Genomic DNA, 23,495 nt, shown 5'->3' with positions numbered 1-23,495 from the left:
GGTCATCCCTCCTCGGCGCAGTGGGCCTCATAGGCCCCGGCGTCCAGCAGCTCCTCCTCGCCGGTGATCTGCTCCACCTTAATGAGCCAGGCACCGTAGGGGTCCTCGTTCACCAGGGCGGGATTGTCCACCAGCTCCTCGTTGACCTCCATCACCACGCCGGATACCGGAGAGATCACGTCGGACACCGCCTTCACGGACTCCACGTCACCAAAGGCCTCCCCGGCGTTCACCTCGTCCCCGGGCTGGGGCAGGTTGACGAACACGATGTCGCCCAGAGCGTCCTGGGCAAAGTCGGTGAGGCCGACGGTGGCCACGCCGTCCTCGGTCAGCAGCCACTCGTGAGATCTGGTATACTGCAGTTCATTGGGGATGTTCATAACGATTACCTCCTGTATTGTAATGAAAGAAGTTTACCCTCTCTTATAGAACGGGGTTTTGATGACCTCTGCCTCGATCCTCCGGCCCCGGACGTCCACCTGCACCACGGTGCCCGGCTCCTTGTAAGCCACGTCCACCCTGGCCATGGCTACCGCCTGGCCCAGCCAGGGGCAGTGGGTGCCCGAGGTGACTACGCCGATCTGCTTCTCTCCGTCGTACACCGGGCACTCCTCCCGGGCGATGCCCCGGCCGGTGATCTTCAGCCCCACCCGGCGGCGGGACACGGGACGGGCGTTCTCCAGGGCGGCCTTGCCGATGAAGTCGGGCTTATCCAGCTTGACGAAAATACCCAGCACCGCCTCGTAGGGGTTGATGGTGGGGGAGAGCTCGTGGCCGTAGAGGGGCATGGCGGCCTCCAGCCGCAGGGTGTCCCGGGCGCCCAGACCGCAGGGGACCAGGCCGAAGGGCTGACCCGCCTCCAGCAGGGCGTCCCACAGGGCGGGGGCGTCCACCGGGGCGCAGTACAGCTCGAAGCCGTCCTCTCCGGTGTAGCCCGTCCGGGAGACCATGCAGGGGAAGCCCTTTACGGTGCCCTTCAGCACGGCGGAGTAGTTTTTTTCCGGGATATCGGATGTCAGGGTGCGGAGGATCTCCTCCGCCCTGGGACCCTGGAGGGCCAGCTGGGCCACCCTGTCCGACCAATCCTCCATGGTGCAGTCCCCGGTGAGATGTTCGGAAATCCAGGCGGCGTCCTTGTCCTTGTTGGCGGCGTTGACCACAATGAAGTACACCGTGTCGCTCACCTTGTACACGATCAGGTCGTCCACCACGCCGCCATCGTCATAGCACATGGGGGAGTAGCGGGCCTGACCCTCGTACATGCCGGAAAAGTCGTTGGTCATCAGATGGTTCACGTTAGCCAGGGCGTCGGTTCCCCGGAGCACCAGCTCTCCCATGTGGGACACGTCGAACAGGCCGCAGGCGGAGCGCACCGCCTTGTGCTCGGCGATGACGCCGGAGTACTGCACCGGCAGCAGCCACCCGGCGAAGGGGACGATCTTGCCTCCCGCCGCCACATGGCGGTCGTAAAGCGGGGTCTTCTGTTCCATCTCCATTACCTCCTTTTTGAACAGCAAAAAAGCGCATGGCAATTACGCCATGCGCCTCTGTCCTGGTACCTGAGAGTTTTGCCCCCGTCGGCGCGGGCCGCAGCCCGCTTTCCAGAGTCTCGTCAGGGACCGGTCCTTCTGCCTGAGAGATCACTGCGCTGCCCCTTCGGCGGCGGCCTGTGCCGCGCTCTCCCGGTCCCGTCATCCGACCATATGAACTTATGGGTTTATTTCCAACCTCAGTATATGGTACGTTTTCCGAAAAGTCAACCGTCACTTTCTCGTTTCACCCTTTCCCCGGACTTACATAAGATGGGATGCGGCAGGAAAGGAGGCGGATACCGTGCGGCATGAATTGGATATCTGGATCATCGGCGGGGACCGGCGGCAGGCGCGGCTGGCGGGCCTGCTGGCGGAGGACGGACACACCGTACATACCCTGGGCCTGGGTCCGGCGGTTGAGGGCGTGAAGGAGGAGCGGGAGCTTTCCGGGGCGGCGCTGGCCGACTGCGTGGTGCTCCCTCTGCCGGTGGCGGCTTCGAGCGGAAAGCTGAACGCCCCTCTGGCGGAACAGGAGATCCCCCTGGAGGGGGTCTTTGCCGCCCTGCGGCCGGGCCAGGTGATCTGCGCCGGCCGGGTGGACCCGGGCACCCAGGCCATGGCCCGGGACCGGGGACTGGTCCTCCACGACTATTTTGCCCGGGAGGAGCTGGCGGTGGCCAACGCGGTGCCCACCGCCGAAGGGGCCATCCAGATCGCCCTGGAGGAGATGCCCGTCACCCTCCACGGCAGCCGGGCTCTGGTCATCGGCTACGGACGGCTGGGCAGAGCCCTGGCGCCCCGGCTGGCGGGGCTGGGGGCCAAGGTCAGTGTGGCCGCCCGGAAGTACGCCGACCTGACCTGGGCGGAGGGCTTCGGGTTCGGCACCGAGCACACCGGGGAGCTGAAGGGCTGGCTGTGCGGGTACGACCTGGTGGTCAACACCGTGCCTGTGCAGGTGCTGGGAGAAGAGGAGCTGAAGGAGCTCAAGCCGGAGTGCGTGGTCATCGACCTGGCCTCCCTTCCCGGCGGTGTGGATTTTGCCGCCGCCAAAGCTCTGGGGGTGAAGGCCATCCAGGCCCTGTCTCTCCCCGGCAAGGTGGCTCCGGCCACGGCGGCGGCCTACCTGCGCAATACCATTTGTCATATTTTGAATGAGTTGGGAGTGTAGCTATGGAACCCATTCGGGTGGGATTCGCCTTCTGCGGGTCCTTTTGTACGTATCATCAGGCTATGACGGCCCTGGAAAAGGTCCACGCCCGCTATGGGGACGTGACCCCCATTGTTTCCGAGACCAGTGCCGCCACCGACAGCCGGTTCGGACCGGCCCATGAGTACATGCGGGAGATGGAGCGCATCTGCGACAAGCGGGTCATTGACTCCATCCCCAAGGCCGAGCCCATCGGCCCCAAGCACCTGCTGGATGTGCTGGTCATCTGTCCCTGCACCGGCAATACCCTGGCTAAGCTGGCAAACGGCATCACCGACACCACGGTGACCATGGCGGCCAAGGCCCACCTGCGCAACGGCGCTCCGGTGGTGATCTGCATGGCCACCAATGACGGCCTGGCGGCCTCCGCCAAAAACATCGGTACCCTGCTGGACAAGAAGCACGTCTACTTCGTCCCCTTCGGCCAGGACGACCCGGCGGAGAAGCCCACCTCCCTGGTGGCCGACTTCTCCCAGGTGTGCGACACCATCGACGCCGCCCTCCGTGGGGAGCAGCTCCAGCCTCTGCTGCTGCGGAGATAAAAGAGACGGGCAGACAGGTACTGTGCAGTACCTGCCTGCCCGTTTTTGATTCATATCCCGCTCAATCATGGAACGTGGAGGAACTGATGGTGCCATCCCCAAGTTCATGGGGCTCCCCATACTGTTGGATATAGGCCAGCAGTTCCTCCGCGGTCTGTGGCGGGACGGAGTAATAGGCTTCCGACTGCTCCTGGGCGGAAGCGTAGCCGTTGTAGGCCGCTGCGGTTCCGTCGGAAGCAAATTCGAGGATCCATGATTCGGCAAACCGAAGGGTTAGGATCGGCTCTTCCGAGGGCGCCTTATCCTGCTGCTGCCAGGCGTCAAAATCGAACAGCTCCGCGAAAGCGTCCGTGCCCTGCAATTCATAATAGGAATTTTCTGCCTTTACCAGGATGTATTCACAGCCTGCGGCGGCACCGGACAGCCCACCCACTGTGATCTGGTCATCCAGCGGTTTGGAGAAACCCAAAACAGCGGCGCCTGCCAGACAGAACACCAGCAGGCTGGTGCACAGAACGGCGATTTTTTTCCCTCGCATCATGGCAGACCTCCCATGGTTTTTTATCAATGTACCATGGAAATATGAACATTTCTATCTGTTCGGGCAAAAAACTTCATGCGCCAAGAGTGCACCACGAAAACAGGCAAAGGCTTGTGGCGCATGAAGTTTATGCGCATATGGGCCGTGCCGCTGGAAGCGGCACACGGCCAAGCATTTTCATTTCAAAACAGGCGCCGGTTTTTCTGGGGCTGTTTTTTTGCTGTTTCAGATTTCTCTTGAGGGTGTCCACCATGTCGGTGTGCTCCCAGGGCAGATCGATGTCGGTGCGGCCGAAGTGACCGTAAGCGGCGGTCTGCTCGTAGATGGGACGGCGCAGGTCCAGCTTCTCAATAATCTTGGCGGGACGCATGTCGAAGTGCTTGTTGACGATCTCGGACAGCTTCTCCTCGCTGAGGACGCCGGTGCCGTAGGTGTCCACCAGCACGCTGACGGGGTGAGCCACGCCGATGGCGTAGGCCAGCTCGATCTGGCACTTGCGGCACAGGCCGGCGGCCACCAGGTTCTTGGCGATGTAGCGGGCCATGTAGGCGGCGGAGCGGTCCACCTTGGTGGGGTCCTTGCCGGAGAAGCAGCCGCCGCCGTGAGCGGCAGAGCCGCCGTAGGTGTCCACGATGATCTTACGGCCGGTGAGGCCGGTGTCGCCCACAGGGCCGCCCACCACGAAGCGGCCGGTGGGGTTGACGTAGAACTTGGTATCCTTGGTGATGTACTGGGCGGGGATGATGGGCTTGATGATCTCCTCCACCACGGCCTCACGCAGGTCCTTCAGGGCGATGTCGGGGTCGTGCTGGGTGGACACCACGATGGCGGGGCAGGAGAGCACCTTGCCGTCGTCGTCATACTCCACGGTGACCTGGCTCTTGCCGTCGGGGCGGAGCCACTTCAGCTTGCCGGCCTTGCGCACGTCGGTGAGCTGGCGGGACAGCTTGTGGGCCATGGAGATGGGAGCGGGCATCAGCTCGGCGGTCTCGTCGCAGGCGTAGCCGAACATCATGCCCTGGTCGCCGGCGCCGATGAGGTCGGCCTCGTCGGTGCCGCCCTCCTGGTGCTCGAAGGACTGGTTGACGCCCATGGCGATGTCGGGGGACTGCTCGTCAATGGCGGTCATGACGGCGCAGGAGCGGTAGTCGAAGCCGTAGGCGGGATCGGTGTAGCCGATGCGCTGCACGGTGCGGCGGACGATGGCGGGAATGTCGGTGTAGTGCTTGGTGGTGATCTCACCCATCACCGTCACGATGCCGGTGGTGGTGAAGGTCTCGCAGGCCACGTGGGCCGTGGGGTCGGCGGCCAGGATGTCGTCCAGGACGGCGTCAGAGATCTGGTCGCATACTTTGTCGGGATGACCCTCGGTAACGGACTCCGAGGTGAACAGACGGTGTGCCATAGTTATACCTTCCTTTCTAAACTGGAGCAAAAACGCGCTCCGCCGGACGGCGGAGCGCGTAAAGCTCATCCATCCTCATCTTTCGATTACCTCGCCGGATTTGGCACCTTGCAGCACCTGCAGGTTGCCGGGTTTCATCGGGCCGTTCCCTCCACCGCTCTCGATAAGGCATATTCAATTGACTGTGGCTATTCTAATGGATTTTTCCCACTTTTTCAATAGACAAATAGACGAATTTGTATAGAGTTAGAAAAACCTATTCTATCAGGCCTTCCAGCCGTTGAGGTAGTTCACCTGATCGGGGGTGAGGGTGTCGATAGCCAGACCCATGGCGGCCAGCTTTACCCGGCCGATCTCGTCGTCGATCTCGGCGGGCACCTGGTAGAGCTTCTTCTCCAGGCTGTCCTTGTGCTTGACCAGCCACTCCAGAGCCAGGGCCTGGACGGAGAAGGACATGTCCATGATCTCGGCGGGGTGGCCGTTGCCGGCGGCCAGGTTGACCAGGCGGCCCTCGCCGATGACGTTGAGCACCCGGCCGTCAGGCAGGGTGAAGCCCTCGATGTTGTCCCGGCGGAGCTCACGCTTGACGGCCATCTCAGCCAGACCCTTCACGTCCACCTCGCAGTCGAAGTGGCCGGCGTTGGTGAGGATGGCGTTGTTTTTCATCACCGCGAAGTGGCGGGGGGTAATGACGTCCTTGCAGCCGGTGACGGTGACGAAGATGTCGCCGTACTTGGCGGCCTCGTCCATGGGCATGACCCGGAAGCCGTTCATGGTGGCGTCCAGAGCCTTGAAGGGGTCGATCTCGGTGACGATGACGTTGGCGCCCATGCCGGCGGCACGCATAGCCACGCCCTTGCCGCACCAGCCGTAGCCGGCCACCACAACCGTCTTGCCCGCCACCACCAGGTTGGAGGTGTGCATGATGGCGTCCCACACGCTCTGGCCGGTGCCGTACTTGTTGTCATAGTAGTGCTTGGCCTTGGCGTCGTTTACCGCCATCATGGCGCAGGGCAGGATGCCCTCCCGCTCCCGGGCCTTCAGCCGCAGGATGCCGGTGGTGGTCTCCTCACAGCCGCCGATGAGGTTCTCGCCCAGGTCGGCGCACTTGCCGCCCAGCAGGTGGATCAGGTCGCCGCCGTCGTCCACCACCAGGTGGGGCTTGAATTTCAGAGTCTCGATCAGCAGGTTCTCATAGTCCTCGCCGAAGGCGCCGTGGATGCCGAAGGTCTCCACGCCCAGGTCGGCCAGGCCGGCGGCCACGTCGTCCTGAGTGGACAGGGGGTTGGAGCCGGTGAGCCGCACCTCCGCGCCGCCCTTGGCCAGCACATAGCCCAGATTGGCGGTCTTGGCCTCCAGGTGGACGGACACCGCCACCCGCAGACCGGCGAAAGGCTTCTCCTGCTCAAAGCGGGCCTCGATGCCGCCCAGGGCGGGCATGAAGTCCCGCACCCAGCTGATCTTGCGGCGGCCGGACGGGGCCAGAGACATGTCTTTTACGATACTCATATTGTTCCTCCTTGGGGAGCGGCCTCAGAAGGACTGGGCCCGTCCCAGAAATCCAAAGTTAGCAGGGGCTTGGTCTTGCGGAACGCCTGGATCCGGTTGTGGAGGTCCAGCAGCTGCTCCTGGGTGGGAGAGGCGGGACCGCCGTAGGCCGGGCAGGTGAAGAACCAGCAGAATTTGGCGCCCGCGTCGATGATGCGGTCATAATATTCTTCAGTGGCCACCCGCTGCCAGTTTTCCGCCGTGCACCGGCAGGCCACGCCGAAGGGAAGCCGGGAAGCCCGCAGCAGTTCGGCGGCCCGCTGTGCGTCCTGGGGATCCACATCCACCTGGATAGCGGGGAAGAGGTTGCCAACCCGCAGCAGGTCGGCGCACAGGTCGGGGGTGATGGCCGCGGGGGGCGTAAAGGCGGCAAAGACGCAGTCGGTGTGCTTGTTGCACAGGGCGATGCTCTCCTCCTGGCGGGCCAGGGGGTCGCCGCCGCTGAAGATGAACAGGTGACAGCCCTTGGCCTTGCGGGCGTCGATCTCCTCGTCCAGACTGTCGAACTCCATGGAGGGACGCACCCCGAAGATGGAGGCGCCGCAGCCGGCGCAGTCCATGGCGCAGGGGAAGGAGGGGTCGATGATCACCGACCAGGGAGCCCCTTCCGGACCGAAGGGCTCCTCCCGATTCCTGCGGGGCCAGTCCAGCAGGCCGCCGTGGATAATAAAGTTCTCGAAGATCTTTTTCAGCACCTGGCTGTCCACATCGGTATACAAGCTGCGGATCAGCTGATTCCAGTTGTTGTCTGGGTCGGTCATGGCCCGGTGGAGCAGGTCGCGGTAGGGTGGGGAGAGCTTTTCCCCCGCATACTTATCCACCCATTCCATCAGCCTGGGCAGATTGCTGTCCGGGTCCCGTTCCAGGCAGTCCAGCGCCTTGGTGATCCCAAAAGCCCGCAGTCGGGCCGGTATGCTCATCGGCATATTCGCTCCTTTCCCGGAGAGAATGAAGTTCACAGTAAATTAATTCTATCATACAGTGGTCGGCCCTGCAACACCATAGACAAATTACGGGAGCTGTTCAGTTTTCCGACAAAAGAGGAGGAGTGTCTAGGGTGTCTGGAGCTCCCCGGCATTGACAAGAGGAAGCGGCCCGGGATATACTAACTTGGATTGATTTGTACGTTTTGGGAGTGAATCGTATGCGCGCCGGACTTATTACCTTCCATTTTGCCCATCACTATGGGGCACAGCTCCAGGCACTGGCCACCATGAAGGCCATTCAGAGCCTGGGCCACGACTGTGAGATCATCGATTACCGTCTGCCCCACACCACCCGCACCAACCAGCTCTTTAAAAAGAGCGGCTCCGTGCGGGGCATGGCCTCCGACGCCCATACCGCCCTCCACTACGCCGCCTTCAAGCGCCGCTTCGACCGGTTCGAGGCCTTTGTGGCGGAGGAGATGGCTCTCTCCGCCCGGCGGTACACCAGTGTGGACCAGCTGCGGGCTGAACCGCCCCGGTATGATGTGTATGTGGCGGGCAGCGACCAGATCTGGAACCCCTTCATCTTTGCGGACAAGCAGTTCGACCCGGCCTTCCTGCTGGACTTCGGCGGGGAAGGCCGGCGGATCGCCTACGCTCCCAGCCTGGGGGTGCCCCGTCTGCCGGAGGACAAGGCCGCTGAGCTCAGGCGCTTCCTGGCACCCTTTTCCGCCCTCTCCGTCCGGGAGAAGCGGGGACAGGTGGTGCTGCAGGAGGCGGCGGGGCGGGACGCCCGGGTGGTGCTGGACCCCACCCTGCTGCTGAACGGGGAGGACTGGGGCAAGCTGGCCAACCCCGACCGGCGGAAGAATCCCTATATTCTGTGCTACTTCGTCTCCGACCCCGGAGAGGCCGCCCCCTACGCCCTGGCCCTGTCCCAGAAGACCGGCTGGCCCATCGTCCAGCTGGCAGGCGCCCGGCGGAAGATCGACGGGGCCTCTGAGCTGGTCTTTGACGCGGGTCCCCGGGAGTTCCTGGCCCTATTCCGGGACGCCGCCGCGGTGGTGACCAACTCCTTCCACGGCGCCGCCTTCTCCCTGCAATTCAAGAAGAACTTCTTTACCTCCATGTCCCCCAAGGAGCGCAGCGAGCCCACCTTCTCCCGCATTTACAGCCTGCTGTCCCGGCTGGGGTGCGCTGACCGGATCATCGGCCTGGACACCACCGCGCCTCTGGAGGCGGAGATGGACTACGGCCAGGTGTATGCCCGCCTGGAGGAGGCCCGGGCGGACTCCCTGGCCTACCTGAAGGCCGCCCTGGAGGGGACCGCCCTGCCGGCGGAGGAGGAAGTCTCCGCCGCCCCCGTGGGACCGGTGCTGTGCAAGGCGGAGGACTGCACGGGCTGTACCGCCTGCGCCGCCGTCTGTCCGGTACACGCCATTGAGATGAAAGCCGACCACGAGGGCTTCCTGCGGCCGGTGGTGGGGGAGAGCTGCATCCTCTGCCGCAAGTGCGAGGCCACCTGTCCCATGCTCCATCCCCCGGTGCCCGGCCCCGCCCCCGCCTGCGCCCACGCGGTGTGGAACTCCGACGAGGACGAGCGGGTGAAGAGCTCCTCCGGCGGCTTCTTCTCCCTGCTGGCCCATCATGTGCTGGAGCAGGGCGGCGCCGTGTTCGGCACGGTGCTGGACGAGGATATGACCGCCCGCCACGTCTGCGCCCGGACCGAGGAGGAGCTGGCGCCCATGCGGGGCTCCAAGTACGTCCAGAGCGACCTGGGAGACAGCTTCCATCAGGTGAAGGAGCTGCTGGACGCCGGTACGCCGGTGCTCTTCTCCGGCGTGCCCTGCCAGGTGGACGGCCTGAAGCACTTTTTGGGCAAGAACTATGAGAACCTGCTGACCTGCGACCTGGTGTGCCACGGGGTGCCCTCCCCGGCGGTGTTCCGGGCCTGGCTGGACAGCCTGGAGGCAGATCACGGCTCCAAGGTCACTTCGGTGCGCTTTAAGGACAAGTCCCACGGCTGGTCCCACCCCTGGCTGACGGTGACCTTTGCCAGCGGGGAGGTCTATACCGAGGACTTCAACCGCACCCCCTACGGCCGGGGCTTCGGCATGCAGCTCTTCCTGCGGCCGGCCTGCGCCCTGTGCAAGTATACCTCCGTCAGCCGCCCCGCTGACTTCACCCTGGCCGACTACTGGGGTCTGGACCCCAAGCTGGAGCTGCCGGTGGAGCGGGACAAGGGCGTGTCCATGGTGCTGGTGAACAGCGCCAGAGGCCAGGTGGTGTACGACGCCCTGTCCGCCCGGTTCGGTCAGACCGACCGGCCTCTGGAGGAGGCGGTGACCGGCAATCCCCGGCTCAAGAGCCCCCTGAAGGCCAACCCCAAGCGGGGCGCCTTCTTCGCCGCTTTTTCCACATTGCCCTTCCCGGCGGTGGAAAAAAAGTTCCTGGCCCTCCCGCCCCTCCACTATCGGGCGGCGGCCAAGGTCCTCACCCCCGGCATGAAGGAGAAGCTGCGGAAAATCCTGAAATAAATTTAAAGTTTACAATTTATTCGGAAATTCTTGCCGAAAAGCTGATATGATAACAAACACTGTGTTGGATCGGGAGGTAATTCTGTTTGAGACGATCTGTTGACACCTGGCTGGACCGCTTCTGCTACAAGCATCCCAGGCTGGGTATCCCGGGACTGATGAAATATATTGTCATCCTTCAGGCGGTGGTCTACCTGCTGGATATCTTCAGCAACGGCTATCTGTCCCTGCTGCTGATGTTCTCCACCCATGGCATCCTCCAGGGTCAGGTGTGGCGGCTGATCACCTTCGTGGCCCTCCCCCTGGATTCCGGCAACGCCATCTTTTTCCTGCTTTCCCTGTACTTCTACTGGTTCATCGGCAGCACCCTGGAGCGGGAGTGGGGCACCACCAAGTTCACCGTCTTTTACGCCATGGGCTTCCTGCTCACCCTGGCCTCCGGCTTTGTGCTGGACCTCTGGGGTGTGGGCTACGCCATCGACATGTTCTATGTGAATATGTCCATGTTCTTCGCCTTCGCCACCCTGTACCCCGACCTGCAGGTGCTGTTCTTCTTCGTCATCCCGGTGAAGGTGAAGTGGCTGGCCTGGCTGGACGCGGCGCTGTATATCATCCAGAGTGCCCGGTATATCGCCGGCGGCGCCTGGTTCCTCTGCCTGCTGCCCCTGGTGGCGGTGGTCAACTATCTGCTCTTCTTCTGGTCGGACATCATGGCCCGCTTCGGCCGGGTGCAGTACCGGCACTCAGCCCAGACCATCAACTTCAAGAAGGCCACCAAGCAGGCCCAGCAGCAGAAGGGCTACATCCACAAGTGCGCCGTCTGCGGCAAGACCGACACCGACTACCCCGACGAGGAGTTCCGTTACTGCTCCAAGTGCAACGGCTACTACTGCTACTGCTCGGAGCACATCCACAACCACGTGCATATCGAATGAGAAAACGGCGGACGCCCACAGGCGTCCGCCGTTTTTGTAACTGCTCTGTTGTTTTTCCCTTTCCCAACCTTTGATATAATAAAAGGACCAAAAGGAAAGGAGGATGCCCGATGAAACGCACTGTCTTTTGCACTTTGGCGCTGCTGCTGGCGCTGCTCACGCCCGCCGCCGCCAACTCCGCGCCCACCCGACTGGACGGGGTGGGGGGCTCCGCCCTGGAGGTGGACGAGAACTGCCCCGTTACCGTGTCCGCCGAGACCCTCACCTTCCGCATCGACGGGGAGGGGGACTACGGACAGCTGGCCGCTCAGGTCACCGCCGTCTACCAGATGGAAAACCCCACGGGTGAAGCCCTCACCGTGCCCATGGCCTTCTACCTGGAGGAGCGGAAAGGCCAGGTGGGAGAGGGCCTGGATCCGAATGAGGTCTCCGTCACCGCCGACGGCCAGAGCCTGACCTTCACCCAGCAGGCGGTTGAGACCGACGACCCGGATCGGGCGCGCACCGCCCTGGTGTACACGGTGGAGTTCCCCGCCGGCGGGAGCCGGGAGGTGGCGGTGAGCTACCCCAGCCTCAGCTACAGCGTCCGGGACGGCACCACCGATTGGACCCACACCTTTACCTATCTGCTCTCCCCGGCTCAGCACTGGGCCCACTTCGGCACCCTGGATGTGGAGATCTCCACGCCGGAGAAGTCCCCCTACATCATCGATTCCACCCTCCACCTGGAGGAGGCGGGAGAGAGAAGCTACACCGCCCGCTTTGACGGCCTGCCGGAGGGAGAGCTGGAATTCACCCTCTATTCCAGACCCTCCATCACCCTGCTGGACCGGGCCAACGTGTGGGTCCAGAACATCCGGTACGCCCTGGTCATCCTGTGGCCTCTGCTCCTGCTGATCGTCCTCATTGCGGCCTTCGGGATCTTTGTCCGCCGTCAGCGGAAGCGCTGAACACCGGGCTGGTGGTGTACTCCAGACCGCAGGGCCTGGGGGTGGGGAAGCACAGGCCAAAGAGGTCGGTGTACTGGATCTCCGCCTCAAAGAGCGCCCGGGCCGGACCGTCCAGGTCCCTGGCCTGGGCGGGCTTGGTCAGGATGGGAAGGGAACAGCTTTTCTTCATCTGCTTTAACAGACCCTGACCTCGTTCATTGAGACCCAGCACCCGCACATAGGGGACCGCCGTTGGGCGGTCCTCTTTTTTCAGCCCCAGAAAAGCGCCCACCGCCAGCCGCCGCAGCCGGGCGTGGGTGTAGCGTTTGGTTTTGGCCAGGGTGTAGAACGCCTCCAGGGTGGTGGCTTCTCTTGCCGCCCGCACCAGCCGGGCGGGGAGCCCCTCCGCCGCTCCGCTGTCCGGGAGCGCAGCCCAGTCGCCCTCCCACATGGTGCGCAGCCGGGCCAGCACCGCCCGCTCCGCCCAGACGAGGGAAGCGGGCTCTCCCAAAATATCCAGGGAGCCGGCGGGCAAAAGGGGAGCGGCCTCCGCCGTGCTGTCATCCCGCAGCAGAGCGCGGATATGGGAGGCGGAGGCGAAGCCGTCCAGATGCCCCGTGCTGTCGTGGCCTGCACCCCGGCGCTCCACCGTCATGGGGGTGATGGAGCTGCCCAGGGCGTTGAGAGAGCGCAGGTATTCCACCCCCAGGTTGTTGTTGGGGGTGGACAGGCAGAGGAAGCCTGCCGCCTCCTGCCGGGCGGCGGGGAAGGAGAGGCCACGGTCCAGGGCGGCTCTCAGCTTTTGGGGGTAGTCGGGGGCGTCCAGCGCGGCGGCGGCGGCCTGGAGCGGGGAGAGGTCCCCGTCCTCACTGCCGAAGGACAGGGTATCCACCACTCCCGTGGCGGCCAGCAGGCCCACCGCACCCCGGGCAAAGGACTCCGCCGAGGCCATGGCCCAGGGGGTGGGCAGCTCGATCACCAGGTCGGCGCCCCCCGCCAGAGCCAGGGCGGTCCTGGCCCACTTGTCCGCTATGGCGCAGTCGCCCCGCTGGACCCAGTGACCGCTCATGACGCACACTGCCGCACTGTCCGGACCCAGAAGCGCCCGGGTGCGGGACAGGTGCCAGGCGTGCCCCAGATGAAATGGATTGTACTCCGCCACGATACCGGCGACCCTCATAGCCGTTCCTCCAAACAGAAAGAGGAAAAAAATCCTGCTTTCTAACAAAATGCGGGTTGTCCTTTCTGGAAAAAAGGGATAGAATAAGATAGACATGCGAGTTTATTTTACTACACAACGAAAGAACGCACAAGCGACGGTTAACAAGTAACAAGTAAGGAGAGATGGACCCAATGAAAGTTCTGGTCATCAACGCCGGCAGTTCTTCCCTGAAATATCAGCTGATGGACCCCGAGACCCGGGAAGTGCTGGCCAAGGGCCTGTGCGAGCGGATCGGCATCGACGGCCGCCTGACCCACAAGATCCCCGCTAAGGACGCCAAGTATGAGTTTGAGATCCCCATGCCCACCCATGCTGAGGCCATTCAGTCCGTGCTGAACGCCCTGCTGGACAGCGAGCACGGCGTGATCAAGAGCGCCTCCGAGATCGACGCGGTGGGTCACCGCGTGGTCCACGGCGGCGAGAAGTTTGCCTCCTCCGTGCTGATCACCGACGAGGTCATGGCCGCCATCGAGGAGTGCATCCCCCTGGCTCCTCTCCACAACCCCGCCAACATCACCGGCATCAAGGCCTGCCAGCAGGTCATGCCCGGCGTGCCCATGGTGGCTGTGTTCGACACCGCCTTCCATCAGACCATGCCCGCCAAGAGCTATATCTACGCTCTGCCCTACGAGTACTATGAGCAGGACAAGGTCCGCCGCTACGGCTTCCACGGCACCTCTCACCGCTATGTGTCCGCCCGTGCCGCCGCTATGCTGGGCAAGCCCATTGAAGAGCTGAAGATCATCACCTGCCACCTGGGCAACGGCTCCTCCGTGGCCGCCGTGGACTGCGGCAAGAGCGTGGACACCTCCATGGGCTTCACCCCCCTGGCCGGTCTGCCCATGGGCACCCGCTCCGGCGACCTGGACGCCGGCATCCTGGAGTACCTGATGAACAAGCACGGGTACGACATGAAGGAAATGATGAACATCCTCAACAAGAAGTCCGGCGTGCTGGGCATCTCCGGCGTGTCCTCCGACTTCCGCGACGTTGAGAACGCCGGCAACGACGGCAATCAGCGCGCTTCCCTGGCTCTGGAGGCCTTCCAGTACAGCGTGAAGAAGCTCATCGGCGCTTACGCCGCCGCCATGGGCGGTGTGGACGCCATCGTGTTCACCGCCGGCGTGGGCGAGAACGACGCCATCACCCGCTACAACGCCGCCTCCGGCCTGGAGTTCATGGGCGTGAAGATGGACGCCGAGGCCAACAAGGTCCGGGGCAAGGAGACCGTCATCTCCGCTCCCGATTCCAAGGTGAAGGTGCTGCTCATCCCCACCGACGAGGAGCTCATGATCGCCATGGATACCGCCGCCATCGTCAAGGGCTAAGATTATTGAACAAGGAAAAGGGTCCGGGACTTCTCAAAGTCCCGGACCCTTTTGATTTATATTGTAACACGTGGCCCCGTGTTGTTTCTGGTCTGCCCCCACAGCCGGGGGGCAGTCACAAAAGCTGCCCGGTGTTCTGAACGCGCCACGGATGGCATTTCTCCTTCCGCACGTTCCCGGCGCCCGCTTTTATTTCGTTCAGCTTGGCTGTGACTATAAGATACCACCCTTTCGCTGGGAAAGGGTGGATAGAATTTAAAGGTTATGTAAACGAATTGTGAACCATGGCCCTGGGCTCAGCCGCCCAGGGTCATGCCGCCGTCTCCCGACAGGCCGTCCTTTTCCAGCATCTGCTCCAGCACCTGCACGTCGGTGGCGATATCCATGGCGTCGTCCTGGAAGAGCTTATCCAGCTGCTTCTCAAACCCGTCCACCACCTTGTCCATCATGCCCTCGATGCGTTCCTTGGCCGAGCGGATGTTCTCTCCCTCAATGCCCTGCTCCTCCATCCGGGCGTAGGCCTTGAGGATCTTCAGGGTGGTGGGGAGGTAGTAGTTCAAAAAGCTGCGCAGCTGCCCGGCACGGTTGGGATGCTGCTTCTGATAGGCGAAGATCTTGCCGGTGATCTCCCCGATGCGGTCGATCTTCCGGCTCATGACCTCGTCGTCGATGTCGTCGTTGAGGCGCTTGATCTCGCTGAGTACCGCGTTGTCGTCGTTCATGTCCAGGGGAGCCTCCTCCGGCTTGGCCTCCTCCTGCTCCTGCTTGGGCGGCTCCGGCTTGTCCTGGAGCCCCTCGTCGCTGAGGATCAGCCGGCCGGTGGACATGTCCAGATAGCCTGTTTCTAAAATGCCGTCGTCCAGCATATCCTGAAGATCGGCACAAGCCTTGCGGAAGGTGGTGGGCATGGCCTGAGCCAGAGTGGTGATGGAGACGCTCTCCCGCTTGCCAATAAGGGCTACATATTTGCGGAACCGCTTGGCCTGCTTGTTCCGCCGGCCGCCCGCCCAGGCCAGGGCCAGACTGCCCAGGAAGAGGCCGATGACCGGCGACATGGCCGCCAGGGCATTCACCAGACTGGTGCCCAGCGCCACGGTGGGGAAGCCGCTGATCAGGGTGATGCCGAAAATGGCCGCCAGGACGATGCCGGCCACCATCATGCCCTTGCCCTTGTTCAGGTCGATGGGCTTGCCCTGCCGGTTCCGGTTCATGCCGGGCATCCCCTGGGTGCCGGGAGCCGCCTGCCGGGGCGGCTGCCAGGCGTTATACTGCCGCCGTTTTTTCCCGCCCAGCACCTTGCGCAGCAGCAGAAACAGGCCGATGGGCCAGATGGTAACCAGCAGGAGCGCGGTGATGATCCAGTACACCAGGTCCTGGGAATTGGGCGTATTTCGATTTTGATAATTTGCCATGGGCCATGTCCCTCACATTCCCAAATGATTTAACGATTGCTATTGTATCACAGAAGTGTTAAAGATTCGCTGGATAACTTCTTTAAAAAAGATGAAAGATGAACGTGACTTTATGATACTGCGAAACACCCGGACTGTAAAGCGGTTTCCCGGTGTAACCGTTCTGTAATTGCATTTCCCCTTGGGAGTTACTATAATGTTGAGACATGAAAGGGGTGGTTTCGACCCCTGAAGATAGATCGTCTCTCCTGCCGGGCAGGGGAGATCGTTGGAGTGAGAATCATGGGATATGTAGAAGGTAAACGCGTACAGCCCTCCGGCGGAGGAAAGCCGGGCAAGGGCAAGGTCGTTTTGATTGTGGTCATCGTGGTCCTGCTGGCGCTGCTGGCGGGCTATGCGGGCCTGTGCGCCTATGCCGGGGGCGGAACGTTCTGGCCCAATACCACCATCGGCGGTGTCGATGTGGGCGGCCAGACCCGGGAGCAGGCGGTAGACACCATAGAGAAAGGCATGGCGGAGACCCTGGCCGGACAGTCGGTGGAGTTCACCTGTGAGGGCCGGACCTACACCGTGCCCGGCACCGACTTTACCGTCCATACCGAGGACGCGGTGGGCGCCGCCGCTTCCGACCAGAGCGGCAGCTTTTTCCTGCGGGGCGGACGGTATCTGGCCGCGCTGACCTCCGGAGCCCGCTATTCCGTCTCTGTCGGTCTCAACGGCACTCCCAGGGCGGTGGAGCAGGCCATCCAGGAGTGCGCCGACCAGGAGTCCCAGACCACCTGGACCTTTGAAAACAACGAGCTGGTGTTCCATAAGGGCGTTACCGGCCGCACCATTGACACCGAGGCACTTACCGCCGCTCTGGAGGAGCGGATGGGACATCTGCTGTCCAATGACGAGCCTGCGGCCTATGGCCCTGTGGAGGCCCAGGTCACCACCGCTCCGCCGGTGGAGCCCGACTTTGCCGCCATTCAGAGCGAGATCTGCGTGCCGGCGGCCGACGCCTATCTGGACGCCGACACCTATGAGATCGTCCCCTCCGTCACCGGAGTGGACTTTGACGTGGAGGAGGCCCGCCGCCTGGTGAACGAGGCGGAGGAGGGGACCGACGTGACCGTGCCCGTCACCCTCACCGAGCCCAAGATCTCCACGGAGGACCTGAAGAACAGCCTGTTCAAGGACGTGCTGGGCTCCGGCTCCACCAAGTGCTCCAGCCCTGCCGAGCGCTGGTACAACATCGACCTGGCCGCCAGCCGGGTCAACGGCACCATTCTGCTGCCCGGTGAGGTGTTCTCCTACAACGACCACTGCGGGCCCTACACCCTGTCCAGCGGCTACAAGAAGGCGGGCACCTACCAGAACGGCCAGAGCGTGGACGCCACCGCCGGCGGCATCTGCCAGCTGTCCTCCACCCTGTACTGGGTGACCCTGAAGGCCAATCTGGAGATCGTGGAGCGGAACAAGCACGCCTTCAACGGCGGCTATATGCCGGTCATCGGCACCGACGCCACCGTGTGGAGCGATCAGCTGGACTTCCGCTTCAAGAACAACACCGACTACCCCATCAAGATCGAGGCCTATCAGGACAAGAGCCACAACCTCCATGTGACCATCTACGGCACCGACACCACCGGCATCCACGGCGAGCCTTACAGCGTGGTGGTCTCCAAGGTGGCCTACAAGAACACCTATAAGCCCGACGAGAGCATCCCCGTGGGCAGCGCGCCCCAGCGTGACCCCAACTACAACCGCTACAACGGCTATACCGTGGACGTGTACCAGAAGCTGGTGGACAAAAACGGCAAGACGGTGGACACCATCTTCCTCTACCGCAACACCTACAAGGCTTCCAACGCGGTGTACTACTATAACCCCGCCGACGCCGCCCGGCTGGGCATCAATCCCGAGACCGGTCTGATGACCGAGACCCCGGTGACGCCCACGCCCAGCCCCACGCCTACGGCCACGCCTTCTGCCACCCCCTCGGCGACGCCGTCGGCCACACCCACTGCCACGCCTACGACTACACCCAGCGCTGAGCCCAGTGCCACTCCCACTCCCGCGCCCACCGCTACCGCCGGACCGGGCATGGAGCCGGTGGAGGAGAGCCCGGCGGCCTGACAACACCCAGCCCTATGCCCCCCGGCTTGGCCGGGGGGCATAGCTTTGACAAAGGAGAAAAAGATAATGTTTCAAGGTTTTTCCGGCGCCACGGTGGATTTTCTGTGGGGCATCCGGTTCAACAACGAGCGGTCCTGGTTCGAGGCCCACAAGGAGGAGTATCGGACCCACCTGCTGGCCCCCATGAAAGCCCTCAGCGCCGAGGTGTACGACCGCTTTCACGACAAGCACCCCGACCTGCCTATGGTGTGCAAGGTGTCCCGCATCTACCGGGACGCCCGCCGGCTCTTCGGCCGGGGACCCTACAAGGACCATTTGTGGCTGAGCCTCCACCGCCCCCATGAGGACGGCGCCTTCGCCCCGGTGTTCTGGTTCGAGCTCACCCCGGACAGCTGGTCCTGCGGCATGGGCTTCTGGCAGGCGCCGCCCCTGACCATGGCCAAGTTCCGGGCCAGAATGGACCGGGACCCGGCTCCCATGGAGAAGCTGACCCGGCGCCTGAACCGGCAGGACCGGTTCGTGCTGGAGGGTCCGGAGTACAAGCGGCCCAAGGCGGCGCCCTCTCCGCTGCTGGCTCCCTGGTACGCCAAAAAGAGCTTTTCCCTCAGCCATGAGGAGGAGCACTGCGACCTGCTGTGGTCCCACGACCTGGCGGACGCCCTGGTGGCCGATTATGAATTTTTGCTGCCCTATTACCAGTATATGGAGCTGCTGGAGGGCGACCCCGACCCGCGGGGAGAATAAAAAACCCGCCCGGAACGCATACTGAGGAGGCGAAAAACCTCCGGAAAGGCGGCGGGCGGGATATGAACGGAAACTGGAGGCGGCAGCGGTGGTCCGGCTGGACCCTGCTGCTGCTTTTTGCTCTGGCCGGGGCGACGGCTCTGGCCTGGTACGGGCGGGATGACGGCAGCATAACGGCGGACGCGCCCCTGGTAGGTGAGGTGGAGGAGATGGAGAGCGGCGGGCAGAAGCTCATTGCCCTCACCTTTGACGACGGACCCCGGCGGTCCACCACCACCGCCCTGCTGGACGGTCTGGCGGAGCGGGGGGTGAAAGCCACCTTCTTTCTCATTGGCGCCCAGGTGGAGGACAACCGGGATGTGGTGCGGCGGATGGACCGGGAGGGACACCAGATCGGCATCCACACCTACGACCACGTCCAGCTCACCGACCTGAACCGGGCGGACTTCGACGCCCAGGTGGAAAAGACCCGGCAGGTGCTCAAGGCCACCCTGGACCACAACGACTTCCTCCTCCGGCCGCCCTACGGCATCCTGGACGACAGCGTGAAGGCCTGGGCGGGGTGTCCCATCATCCTCTGGTCCATCGACCCGGAGGACTGGAAGGACCAGAACACGGAGCGGGTGATCCAGGAGGTGGTGAGCAGCGCCAGGGACGGCGGCATCATCCTGATGCACGACATTTTTCCCGAATCGGTGGAGGCCGCTCTGGCCATTGTGGACACCCTCCATGAGCAGGGATATTATTTCTGCACCATCGAAGAGCTCTTTGCCGCCCGGGGCATCTCCCTGGAGGCGGGGAAGAGCTACTGGAACGCATATCCGTGAAAAGAGCAGGCTGTCGAAAAAGGCAAACGCAACGCAAGAGAGGGCTCCGCTCTTGCATCGGACAAAGACCTCGGCAGAGTTCCGCCGCCCGCAGGCGGCGGAATAGAATAAAAATCTGTTTTTTCCGGGGACATGTGCCTCGGAAAAAACACTTCTCAGCCCGCAAGCGTACGCGCTTTGCGCGTGCGACGCAGCGGGCTGTATCCCCTCGAAAAAATGCTTGCATTTTTGAGAAGCGTGTCGAGTTTTCTCGACACGCTGAGAGCCCTGACGCCAGGCGTCAGGGCTCTTGCTCTGTCAATATTTTTGGGCGATGTTCAGCATGTCGGCGGTGAGGTCGGTGGTGTAGGGGTTGATGCCCTGGGTGTTCACCAGCTCCAGCACCTGGTCGGGATAGAGCTGATAGCAGTAGGTCCAGCCGTGGTAGGTCACCGTGCCGTCACCGGGCAGCACCGCGGTGGAAAGGCCGTTGGAGAAGTCGAAGTACAGGGCCTTTTCCGCAAAAAAGAGCAGGTCGCTCATGACCAGGTCGGTCTGGACGTTCTCCAAAAAGATATCATAGTAGGTGGCAAAGTTCTGGGGCTGGGACAGGGCTTTTTTCAGCACCGCCGTCAGCAGGTTCCGCTGGGTCTCCGTCCGGCCGATGTCGGCGTTGGAGTAGGCGTCGTAGGTCTTCCACTTGCCGGAAGCTTCGTCATAATAGGAGTTCTGGCGGCAGCGGGCCACCTTCAGCGCGTCGGAGCCGGACAGCCACTGCATTCCCTTGTTGAAGTGGATATACAGGTCCTGGGTGGGGTCCTCGTAGTTCATGTTCACCGGCACGTTGAAGTCCACGCCGCCGATGGCGTCCACCAGCTTTACAAAGCCCCGGGTGTTCACCTTTACATAGAAGTCGATGGGGATGCCCAGGATCTGGGATACCTCTTTCTTCAGACCCTCGATGCCGTTGTAGGCGTAGGTGCTGTTCAGCTTGTAGAAGTGGCTGCCGTCGGACTCCTTCACCCCGTTGATCATGGTGTCACGGGGGAGAGAGACCAGACCGGCCTTCTGGTTCACCGTGTCATAGGTGAGCACCATCATGGTGTCGGTGTTGCCGCTGGACTGGTCGGTGGCCACCAGCAGGAAGGTGTAGGTGTACTCCTTCCGCTGGGGACCCGGGTCCTCCGAAATGGCGGGAGAATCCTCCGTCTCCTGGTCACCCGACGGCGAGTTGTCCGCGGCGGCGGGCGGGTCGTCCTTGATCTCAGGCGGCCGGGCGGCGATGCGCACCCCGGCGTAGGTCACCACAATGACGGCGGACAGCGCCACCAGCATGCAGTACAGGATGCGGGCCAGCCGCCCCAGCGGGGAGCGGGCACGCTTTTTCTTCCGGGCAGGTCTTCTGGCAGAGCCGGCCACCCGGCTGCCGGTGCTTCTGGTTGTTCTCCCTCTCTGGGCCATGGGAGGCGCCCCTTTCTCTTCTCATATCTGCGGGAAATTGTTATGTCAACAGTCAGTTCCCAGTATACCCAATTAGACGCCACCTGACAAGAGAAAGTTGCTTATCTTCAGAAGAATGTCAGAAAAAAGCCCGCGGCAGCCGCGGGCTTTTCTCACATGCGGGACTGGATGCTGAGCACGGCGGCGCTCAGGGCGTTTACCGAGCTGAGAATGTCCAGCAGCAGCTGGTTCTGACGGGCCAGTGCCTCCAGCACTCCGTCCAGGTCCGCCGGTCCGGCGGGAGGGCAGGGCGGGCAGCAGCAGGGAATGGGATGTATGTACCGCTTCATGGGCTCCTCACACTGGGGCAGATCCTCCTCCAGGTCCCGGCCCAGCAGCTCCTCCGCTCTCCGGCGGGCACGGATCAGCGCCTGCTCCCGGTCACAGCAGCGATTTGACATGGATGGTCACCTCCTTTTACCTTCATTGTATGGAGGAGACTGGAAAATGGCGCTTGACTTTTTCCAAAACCATGGTAGACTAACTGTATCATCTGAGACAAAAATGAGAGACGGAGGGAGACCATGACGGAGGACAGGGCGGCCCTGACGGGTCTGCTGGCCCGGACCTTCCTGTTCCGGGACGTACCGGAGGAGGCGGCGGAGGCCGTGCTGTCCGACAGCCGGGCCATCCGGCAGCAGGCGGAGAAGGGAGAGGTCATCTACGACCCCAGCCACTTCCGGCGCTGCCTGGGGGTGGTGCTGGAGGGGACGGTGCAGGTGAACAAGGGGACTCTCATTATGAGCGTGCTGCGGCAGGGTGACCTGTTCGGCGCGGCGGCCCTCTTCCACCAGCGGCCCGACTACGCCACCACCCTGACGGCCCGCAGCCGGTGCAGCCTGCTGCTGCTGCCCCAGGAGCTCATTGAGGAGTGGATGGAGCGCTGGCCTCAGGTGGGGCGCAACTATGTGACCTATCTCTCCCAGCGGATCTGGTTTCTCTCCGGCAAGATCGACGCCCTCACCGCCGGCACCGCCGGGCGGAAGCTGGCCCAGTACCTGCTGGCCCATGAGGAGGACGGCGGGGTGAAGCTGGACTGCTCGGTCACCGGCCTGGCCGGACGGCTGGGTGTCAGCCGGGCTTCCCTCTACCGGGCTCTGGACGAGCTCCGGGACCAGGGCGCCATCTCCCACCGGGGACGGACCATTCACATTTTGGATCAGAAGATCCTGGAACACCTGTAGAAAGGAAGAAGGATACCATGAAGAAGCTGTTTTCTCTCACTCTGGCCCTGGCGCTGGCCCTGGGCCTCACCGCCTGCGGCCCCAAGGAGAATGTGGAGGAGAGCGCGCCGCCTGCCGAGACCACTCCCGTGGCCGAGAGCCAGGCTCCCGAGACGGAGACGCCCGACCTGGAGGGCACCGCCATCAACCTGGGCCTGCTCAACGGCCCCACCGGCATGGGCGCCGCCAAGCTGCTGGCCGACAATGAGGCCGGCGAGACCGTCAACCAGTACACCGTCACCCTGGGCTCCGACCCGGCCAACGACATCCTGCCCAAGCTGAACAACGGGGAGCTGGATATCGCCGCCCTGCCCACCAACGTGGCCGCCAACCTGTACAACAAGACCGGCAAGGTGCAGCTGCTGGCCCTGAACACCCTGGGCGTGCTCCACATCCTGGAGAACGGCGACACCGTCAACTCCATGGCCGACCTGGCGGGCAAGACCATCTACGCCATCAACCAGGGCACCAACACCGAGTATGTGCTGGACTACCTGCTGACTCAGAACGGCCTGGACCCGGATAACGACGTGGACATCCAGTGGAAGACCAGCGAGGAGGTCACCTCCCTCATGGCCTCCGGTGAGATCGACCTGTGCATGCTCCCCGTCCCCGCCGCCACCACCGTGCTGATGCAGAACGCCGACGTGCGGGACGCCATCGACCTGAGCGACGCCTGGACCGAGTCCGGAGCCAGCGGCACCTTCACCATGGGCTGTGTGGTGGTGCGCACTGAGTTTGCCCAGGAGAACCCCGAGGCGGTCAAGGCCTTCCTCAGCGAGTATGAGGCCTCCATCAACTATATTAAGGAGAACCCCGAGGAGGGCGCCGCCCTCATTGAGCAGTACGGCATCGTGCCCAAGGCCGCCATCGCCCAGGCTGCCATTCCCCAGGCCAACATGATCTTCACCGCGGGTGAGGAAATGAAGTCCATCTCCAGCTACTACGAGGTGCTCTTCGCCGCCGACCCCGCTTCCATTGGAGGTTCCATCCCCGATGACGCCTTCTACTACATCGCGGAATAAAAACAAAATCCT

At 63.0% G+C, this 23,495-nt stretch carries 20 protein-coding genes, 1 pseudogene and 2 riboswitches; of the genes and pseudogenes, 11 read left to right on the top strand and 10 right to left on the bottom strand.

What is annotated here, in order from left to right; translation table 11 throughout:
• Positions 1–2: 2 nt before the first annotated feature.
• Together gcvH and gcvT are read right to left on the bottom strand one after the other, a co-directional pair.
• Positions 3–380: a glycine cleavage system protein GcvH gene (gene gcvH, locus ACTNB1_RS05710; RefSeq protein WP_441168299.1), complete on the bottom strand. Its 378-nt coding sequence runs from the start codon at positions 378–380 to the stop codon at positions 3–5.
• A gap of 33 nt (positions 381–413) precedes the next feature.
• Complete coding sequence (gene gcvT, locus ACTNB1_RS05705; RefSeq protein WP_441168298.1) at positions 414–1,490, bottom strand: glycine cleavage system aminomethyltransferase GcvT; 1,077 nt, start codon at positions 1,488–1,490, stop codon at positions 414–416.
• Between the two features lie 120 nt (positions 1,491–1,610).
• Positions 1,611–1,695: riboswitch (glycine riboswitch) on the bottom strand.
• Positions 1,696–1,833: 138 nt separating this feature from the next.
• On the opposite strand from gcvT, the gene dpsA reads away from it, so the two are divergent.
• A complete protein-coding gene (gene dpsA, locus ACTNB1_RS05700; RefSeq protein ID WP_441168297.1) occupies positions 1,834–2,700 on the top strand; it encodes a dipicolinate synthase subunit DpsA in 867 nt (288 codons plus the stop codon).
• Positions 2,701–2,702: 2 nt separating this feature from the next.
• On the top strand, positions 2,703–3,281 hold the full coding sequence (locus ACTNB1_RS05695; RefSeq protein ID WP_441168296.1) for a dipicolinate synthase subunit B: 579 nt from the start codon (positions 2,703–2,705) through the stop codon (positions 3,279–3,281).
• Positions 3,282–3,342: 61 nt separating this feature from the next.
• Here the strand turns inward: ACTNB1_RS05695 and ACTNB1_RS05690 are convergent, their stop codons facing one another.
• The 4 genes and pseudogenes from ACTNB1_RS05690 to ACTNB1_RS05675 all read right to left on the bottom strand — a co-directional run bounded on the left by ACTNB1_RS05690 (position 3,343) and on the right by ACTNB1_RS05675 (position 7,701).
• Positions 3,343–3,819: a hypothetical protein gene (locus ACTNB1_RS05690; protein ID WP_441168295.1), complete on the bottom strand. Its 477-nt coding sequence runs from the start codon at positions 3,817–3,819 to the stop codon at positions 3,343–3,345.
• A 235-nt stretch (positions 3,820–4,054) separates the two neighbouring features.
• Positions 4,055–5,227 (bottom strand): annotated as a pseudogene (metK, locus tag ACTNB1_RS05685) (methionine adenosyltransferase); the annotation flags it as partial.
• Positions 5,228–5,299: 72 nt separating this feature from the next.
• A riboswitch (SAM riboswitch) is annotated at positions 5,300–5,397 on the bottom strand.
• Positions 5,398–5,491: 94 nt separating this feature from the next.
• A complete protein-coding gene (locus ACTNB1_RS05680; RefSeq protein ID WP_441168294.1) occupies positions 5,492–6,736 on the bottom strand; it encodes an adenosylhomocysteinase in 1,245 nt (414 codons plus the stop codon).
• Positions 6,733–7,701, bottom strand: a complete 969-nt coding sequence (locus ACTNB1_RS05675; RefSeq protein ID WP_441168293.1) for a radical SAM protein — start codon at positions 7,699–7,701, stop codon at positions 6,733–6,735. Before ACTNB1_RS05675 ends, ACTNB1_RS05680 begins: the two co-directional genes overlap by 4 nt.
• 218 nt (positions 7,702–7,919) lie before the next feature.
• Here ACTNB1_RS05675 and ACTNB1_RS05670 point away from each other — a divergent pair, with 218 nt between their 5' ends.
• The 3 genes from ACTNB1_RS05670 (at position 7,920) to ACTNB1_RS05660 (ending at position 12,123) form a co-directional block, all read left to right on the top strand.
• Positions 7,920–10,238, top strand: coding sequence for a polysaccharide pyruvyl transferase family protein (locus ACTNB1_RS05670; protein WP_441168292.1), 2,319 nt, complete (start codon positions 7,920–7,922; stop codon positions 10,236–10,238).
• Between the two features lie 86 nt (positions 10,239–10,324).
• Positions 10,325–11,173: a rhomboid family intramembrane serine protease gene (locus ACTNB1_RS05665; RefSeq protein WP_441168291.1), complete on the top strand. Its 849-nt coding sequence runs from the start codon at positions 10,325–10,327 to the stop codon at positions 11,171–11,173.
• Between the two features lie 110 nt (positions 11,174–11,283).
• Complete coding sequence (locus ACTNB1_RS05660) at positions 11,284–12,123, top strand: hypothetical protein (protein WP_441168290.1); 840 nt, start codon at positions 11,284–11,286, stop codon at positions 12,121–12,123.
• On the opposite strand, the gene ACTNB1_RS05655 is transcribed toward ACTNB1_RS05660, so the two are convergent.
• The gene (locus ACTNB1_RS05655; protein WP_441168289.1) at positions 12,077–13,282 is read right to left on the bottom strand and encodes a tRNA(Met) cytidine acetate ligase; all 1,206 of its coding nucleotides are present in this window, start codon (positions 13,280–13,282) and stop codon (positions 12,077–12,079) included. The genes ACTNB1_RS05660 and ACTNB1_RS05655 overlap by 47 nt on opposite strands.
• 173 nt (positions 13,283–13,455) lie before the next feature.
• On the opposite strand from ACTNB1_RS05655, the gene ACTNB1_RS05650 reads away from it, so the two are divergent.
• On the top strand, positions 13,456–14,652 hold the full coding sequence (locus ACTNB1_RS05650) for an acetate/propionate family kinase (RefSeq protein ID WP_441168288.1): 1,197 nt from the start codon (positions 13,456–13,458) through the stop codon (positions 14,650–14,652).
• Between the two features lie 296 nt (positions 14,653–14,948).
• Here the strand turns inward: ACTNB1_RS05650 and ACTNB1_RS05645 are convergent, their stop codons facing one another.
• Complete coding sequence (locus tag ACTNB1_RS05645; RefSeq protein ID WP_441168287.1) at positions 14,949–16,064, bottom strand: 5-bromo-4-chloroindolyl phosphate hydrolysis family protein; 1,116 nt, start codon at positions 16,062–16,064, stop codon at positions 14,949–14,951.
• 282 nt (positions 16,065–16,346) lie between these two features.
• Here ACTNB1_RS05645 and ACTNB1_RS05640 point away from each other — a divergent pair, with 282 nt between their 5' ends.
• The 3 genes from ACTNB1_RS05640 to ACTNB1_RS05630 all read left to right on the top strand — a co-directional run bounded on the left by ACTNB1_RS05640 (position 16,347) and on the right by ACTNB1_RS05630 (position 19,756).
• Entirely contained in the window at positions 16,347–18,185 is a 1,839-nt protein-coding gene (locus ACTNB1_RS05640) for a VanW family protein (RefSeq protein ID WP_441168286.1), read from the top strand.
• A 66-nt stretch (positions 18,186–18,251) separates the two neighbouring features.
• Positions 18,252–18,929, top strand: coding sequence for a DUF2461 domain-containing protein (locus tag ACTNB1_RS05635; RefSeq protein ID WP_441168285.1), 678 nt, complete (start codon positions 18,252–18,254; stop codon positions 18,927–18,929).
• 62 nt (positions 18,930–18,991) lie between these two features.
• Positions 18,992–19,756, top strand: a complete 765-nt coding sequence (locus tag ACTNB1_RS05630; protein ID WP_441168284.1) for a polysaccharide deacetylase family protein — start codon at positions 18,992–18,994, stop codon at positions 19,754–19,756.
• Positions 19,757–20,053: 297 nt separating this feature from the next.
• On the opposite strand, the gene ACTNB1_RS05625 is transcribed toward ACTNB1_RS05630, so the two are convergent.
• Complete coding sequence (locus tag ACTNB1_RS05625) at positions 20,054–21,196, bottom strand: LCP family protein (RefSeq protein ID WP_441168283.1); 1,143 nt, start codon at positions 21,194–21,196, stop codon at positions 20,054–20,056.
• Positions 21,197–21,348: 152 nt separating this feature from the next.
• Positions 21,349–21,636: a hypothetical protein gene (locus ACTNB1_RS05620; RefSeq protein WP_441168282.1), complete on the bottom strand. Its 288-nt coding sequence runs from the start codon at positions 21,634–21,636 to the stop codon at positions 21,349–21,351.
• 123 nt (positions 21,637–21,759) lie between these two features.
• On the opposite strand from ACTNB1_RS05620, the gene ACTNB1_RS05615 reads away from it, so the two are divergent.
• Entirely contained in the window at positions 21,760–22,419 is a 660-nt protein-coding gene (locus ACTNB1_RS05615; protein WP_441168281.1) for a Crp/Fnr family transcriptional regulator, read from the top strand.
• A 17-nt stretch (positions 22,420–22,436) separates the two neighbouring features.
• The gene (locus tag ACTNB1_RS05610; RefSeq protein ID WP_441168280.1) at positions 22,437–23,483 is read left to right on the top strand and encodes an ABC transporter substrate-binding protein; all 1,047 of its coding nucleotides are present in this window, start codon (positions 22,437–22,439) and stop codon (positions 23,481–23,483) included.
• Positions 23,484–23,495: the final 12 nt, after the last annotated feature.

Origin of the sequence: Flavonifractor sp. HCP28S3_F3, from assembly GCF_052065355.1 — a bacterium.
Taxonomy (GTDB): domain Bacteria; phylum Bacillota; class Clostridia; order Oscillospirales; family Oscillospiraceae; genus Flavonifractor.
The sequence above is the reverse complement of the archived record's forward strand: the minus strand, read 5'-3'. Positions and strand labels throughout refer to the sequence as shown.

What these genes read in the sequence shown, in the direction of transcription:
- ACTNB1_RS05695 (WP_441168296.1), top strand. Translation starts at nt 2,703, where the DNA reads ATGGAACCCATTCGGGTGGGATTCGCCTTCTGCGGGTCCTTTTGTACG.
- ACTNB1_RS05615 (WP_441168281.1), top strand. Translation starts at nt 21,760, where the DNA reads ATGACGGAGGACAGGGCGGCCCTGACGGGTCTGCTGGCCCGGACCTTC.
- ACTNB1_RS05690 (WP_441168295.1), bottom strand. Translation starts at nt 3,819, where the DNA reads ATGCGAGGGAAAAAAATCGCCGTTCTGTGCACCAGCCTGCTGGTGTTC.
- ACTNB1_RS05630 (WP_441168284.1), top strand. Translation starts at nt 18,992, where the DNA reads ATGAACGGAAACTGGAGGCGGCAGCGGTGGTCCGGCTGGACCCTGCTG.
- ACTNB1_RS05650 (WP_441168288.1), top strand. Translation starts at nt 13,456, where the DNA reads ATGAAAGTTCTGGTCATCAACGCCGGCAGTTCTTCCCTGAAATATCAG.
- ACTNB1_RS05635 (WP_441168285.1), top strand. Translation starts at nt 18,252, where the DNA reads ATGTTTCAAGGTTTTTCCGGCGCCACGGTGGATTTTCTGTGGGGCATC.
- ACTNB1_RS05645 (WP_441168287.1), bottom strand. Translation starts at nt 16,064, where the DNA reads ATGGCAAATTATCAAAATCGAAATACGCCCAATTCCCAGGACCTGGTG.
- ACTNB1_RS05670 (WP_441168292.1), top strand. Translation starts at nt 7,920, where the DNA reads ATGCGCGCCGGACTTATTACCTTCCATTTTGCCCATCACTATGGGGCA.
- ACTNB1_RS05655 (WP_441168289.1), bottom strand. Translation starts at nt 13,282, where the DNA reads ATGAGGGTCGCCGGTATCGTGGCGGAGTACAATCCATTTCATCTGGGG.
- ACTNB1_RS05675 (WP_441168293.1), bottom strand. Translation starts at nt 7,701, where the DNA reads ATGCCGATGAGCATACCGGCCCGACTGCGGGCTTTTGGGATCACCAAG.
- ACTNB1_RS05625 (WP_441168283.1), bottom strand. Translation starts at nt 21,196, where the DNA reads ATGGCCCAGAGAGGGAGAACAACCAGAAGCACCGGCAGCCGGGTGGCC.
- ACTNB1_RS05620 (WP_441168282.1), bottom strand. Translation starts at nt 21,636, where the DNA reads ATGTCAAATCGCTGCTGTGACCGGGAGCAGGCGCTGATCCGTGCCCGC.
- gcvH (WP_441168299.1), bottom strand. Translation starts at nt 380, where the DNA reads ATGAACATCCCCAATGAACTGCAGTATACCAGATCTCACGAGTGGCTG.
- ACTNB1_RS05610 (WP_441168280.1), top strand. Translation starts at nt 22,437, where the DNA reads ATGAAGAAGCTGTTTTCTCTCACTCTGGCCCTGGCGCTGGCCCTGGGC.
- ACTNB1_RS05640 (WP_441168286.1), top strand. Translation starts at nt 16,347, where the DNA reads ATGGGATATGTAGAAGGTAAACGCGTACAGCCCTCCGGCGGAGGAAAG.
- ACTNB1_RS05660 (WP_441168290.1), top strand. Translation starts at nt 11,284, where the DNA reads ATGAAACGCACTGTCTTTTGCACTTTGGCGCTGCTGCTGGCGCTGCTC.
- ACTNB1_RS05680 (WP_441168294.1), bottom strand. Translation starts at nt 6,736, where the DNA reads ATGAGTATCGTAAAAGACATGTCTCTGGCCCCGTCCGGCCGCCGCAAG.
- gcvT (WP_441168298.1), bottom strand. Translation starts at nt 1,490, where the DNA reads ATGGAACAGAAGACCCCGCTTTACGACCGCCATGTGGCGGCGGGAGGC.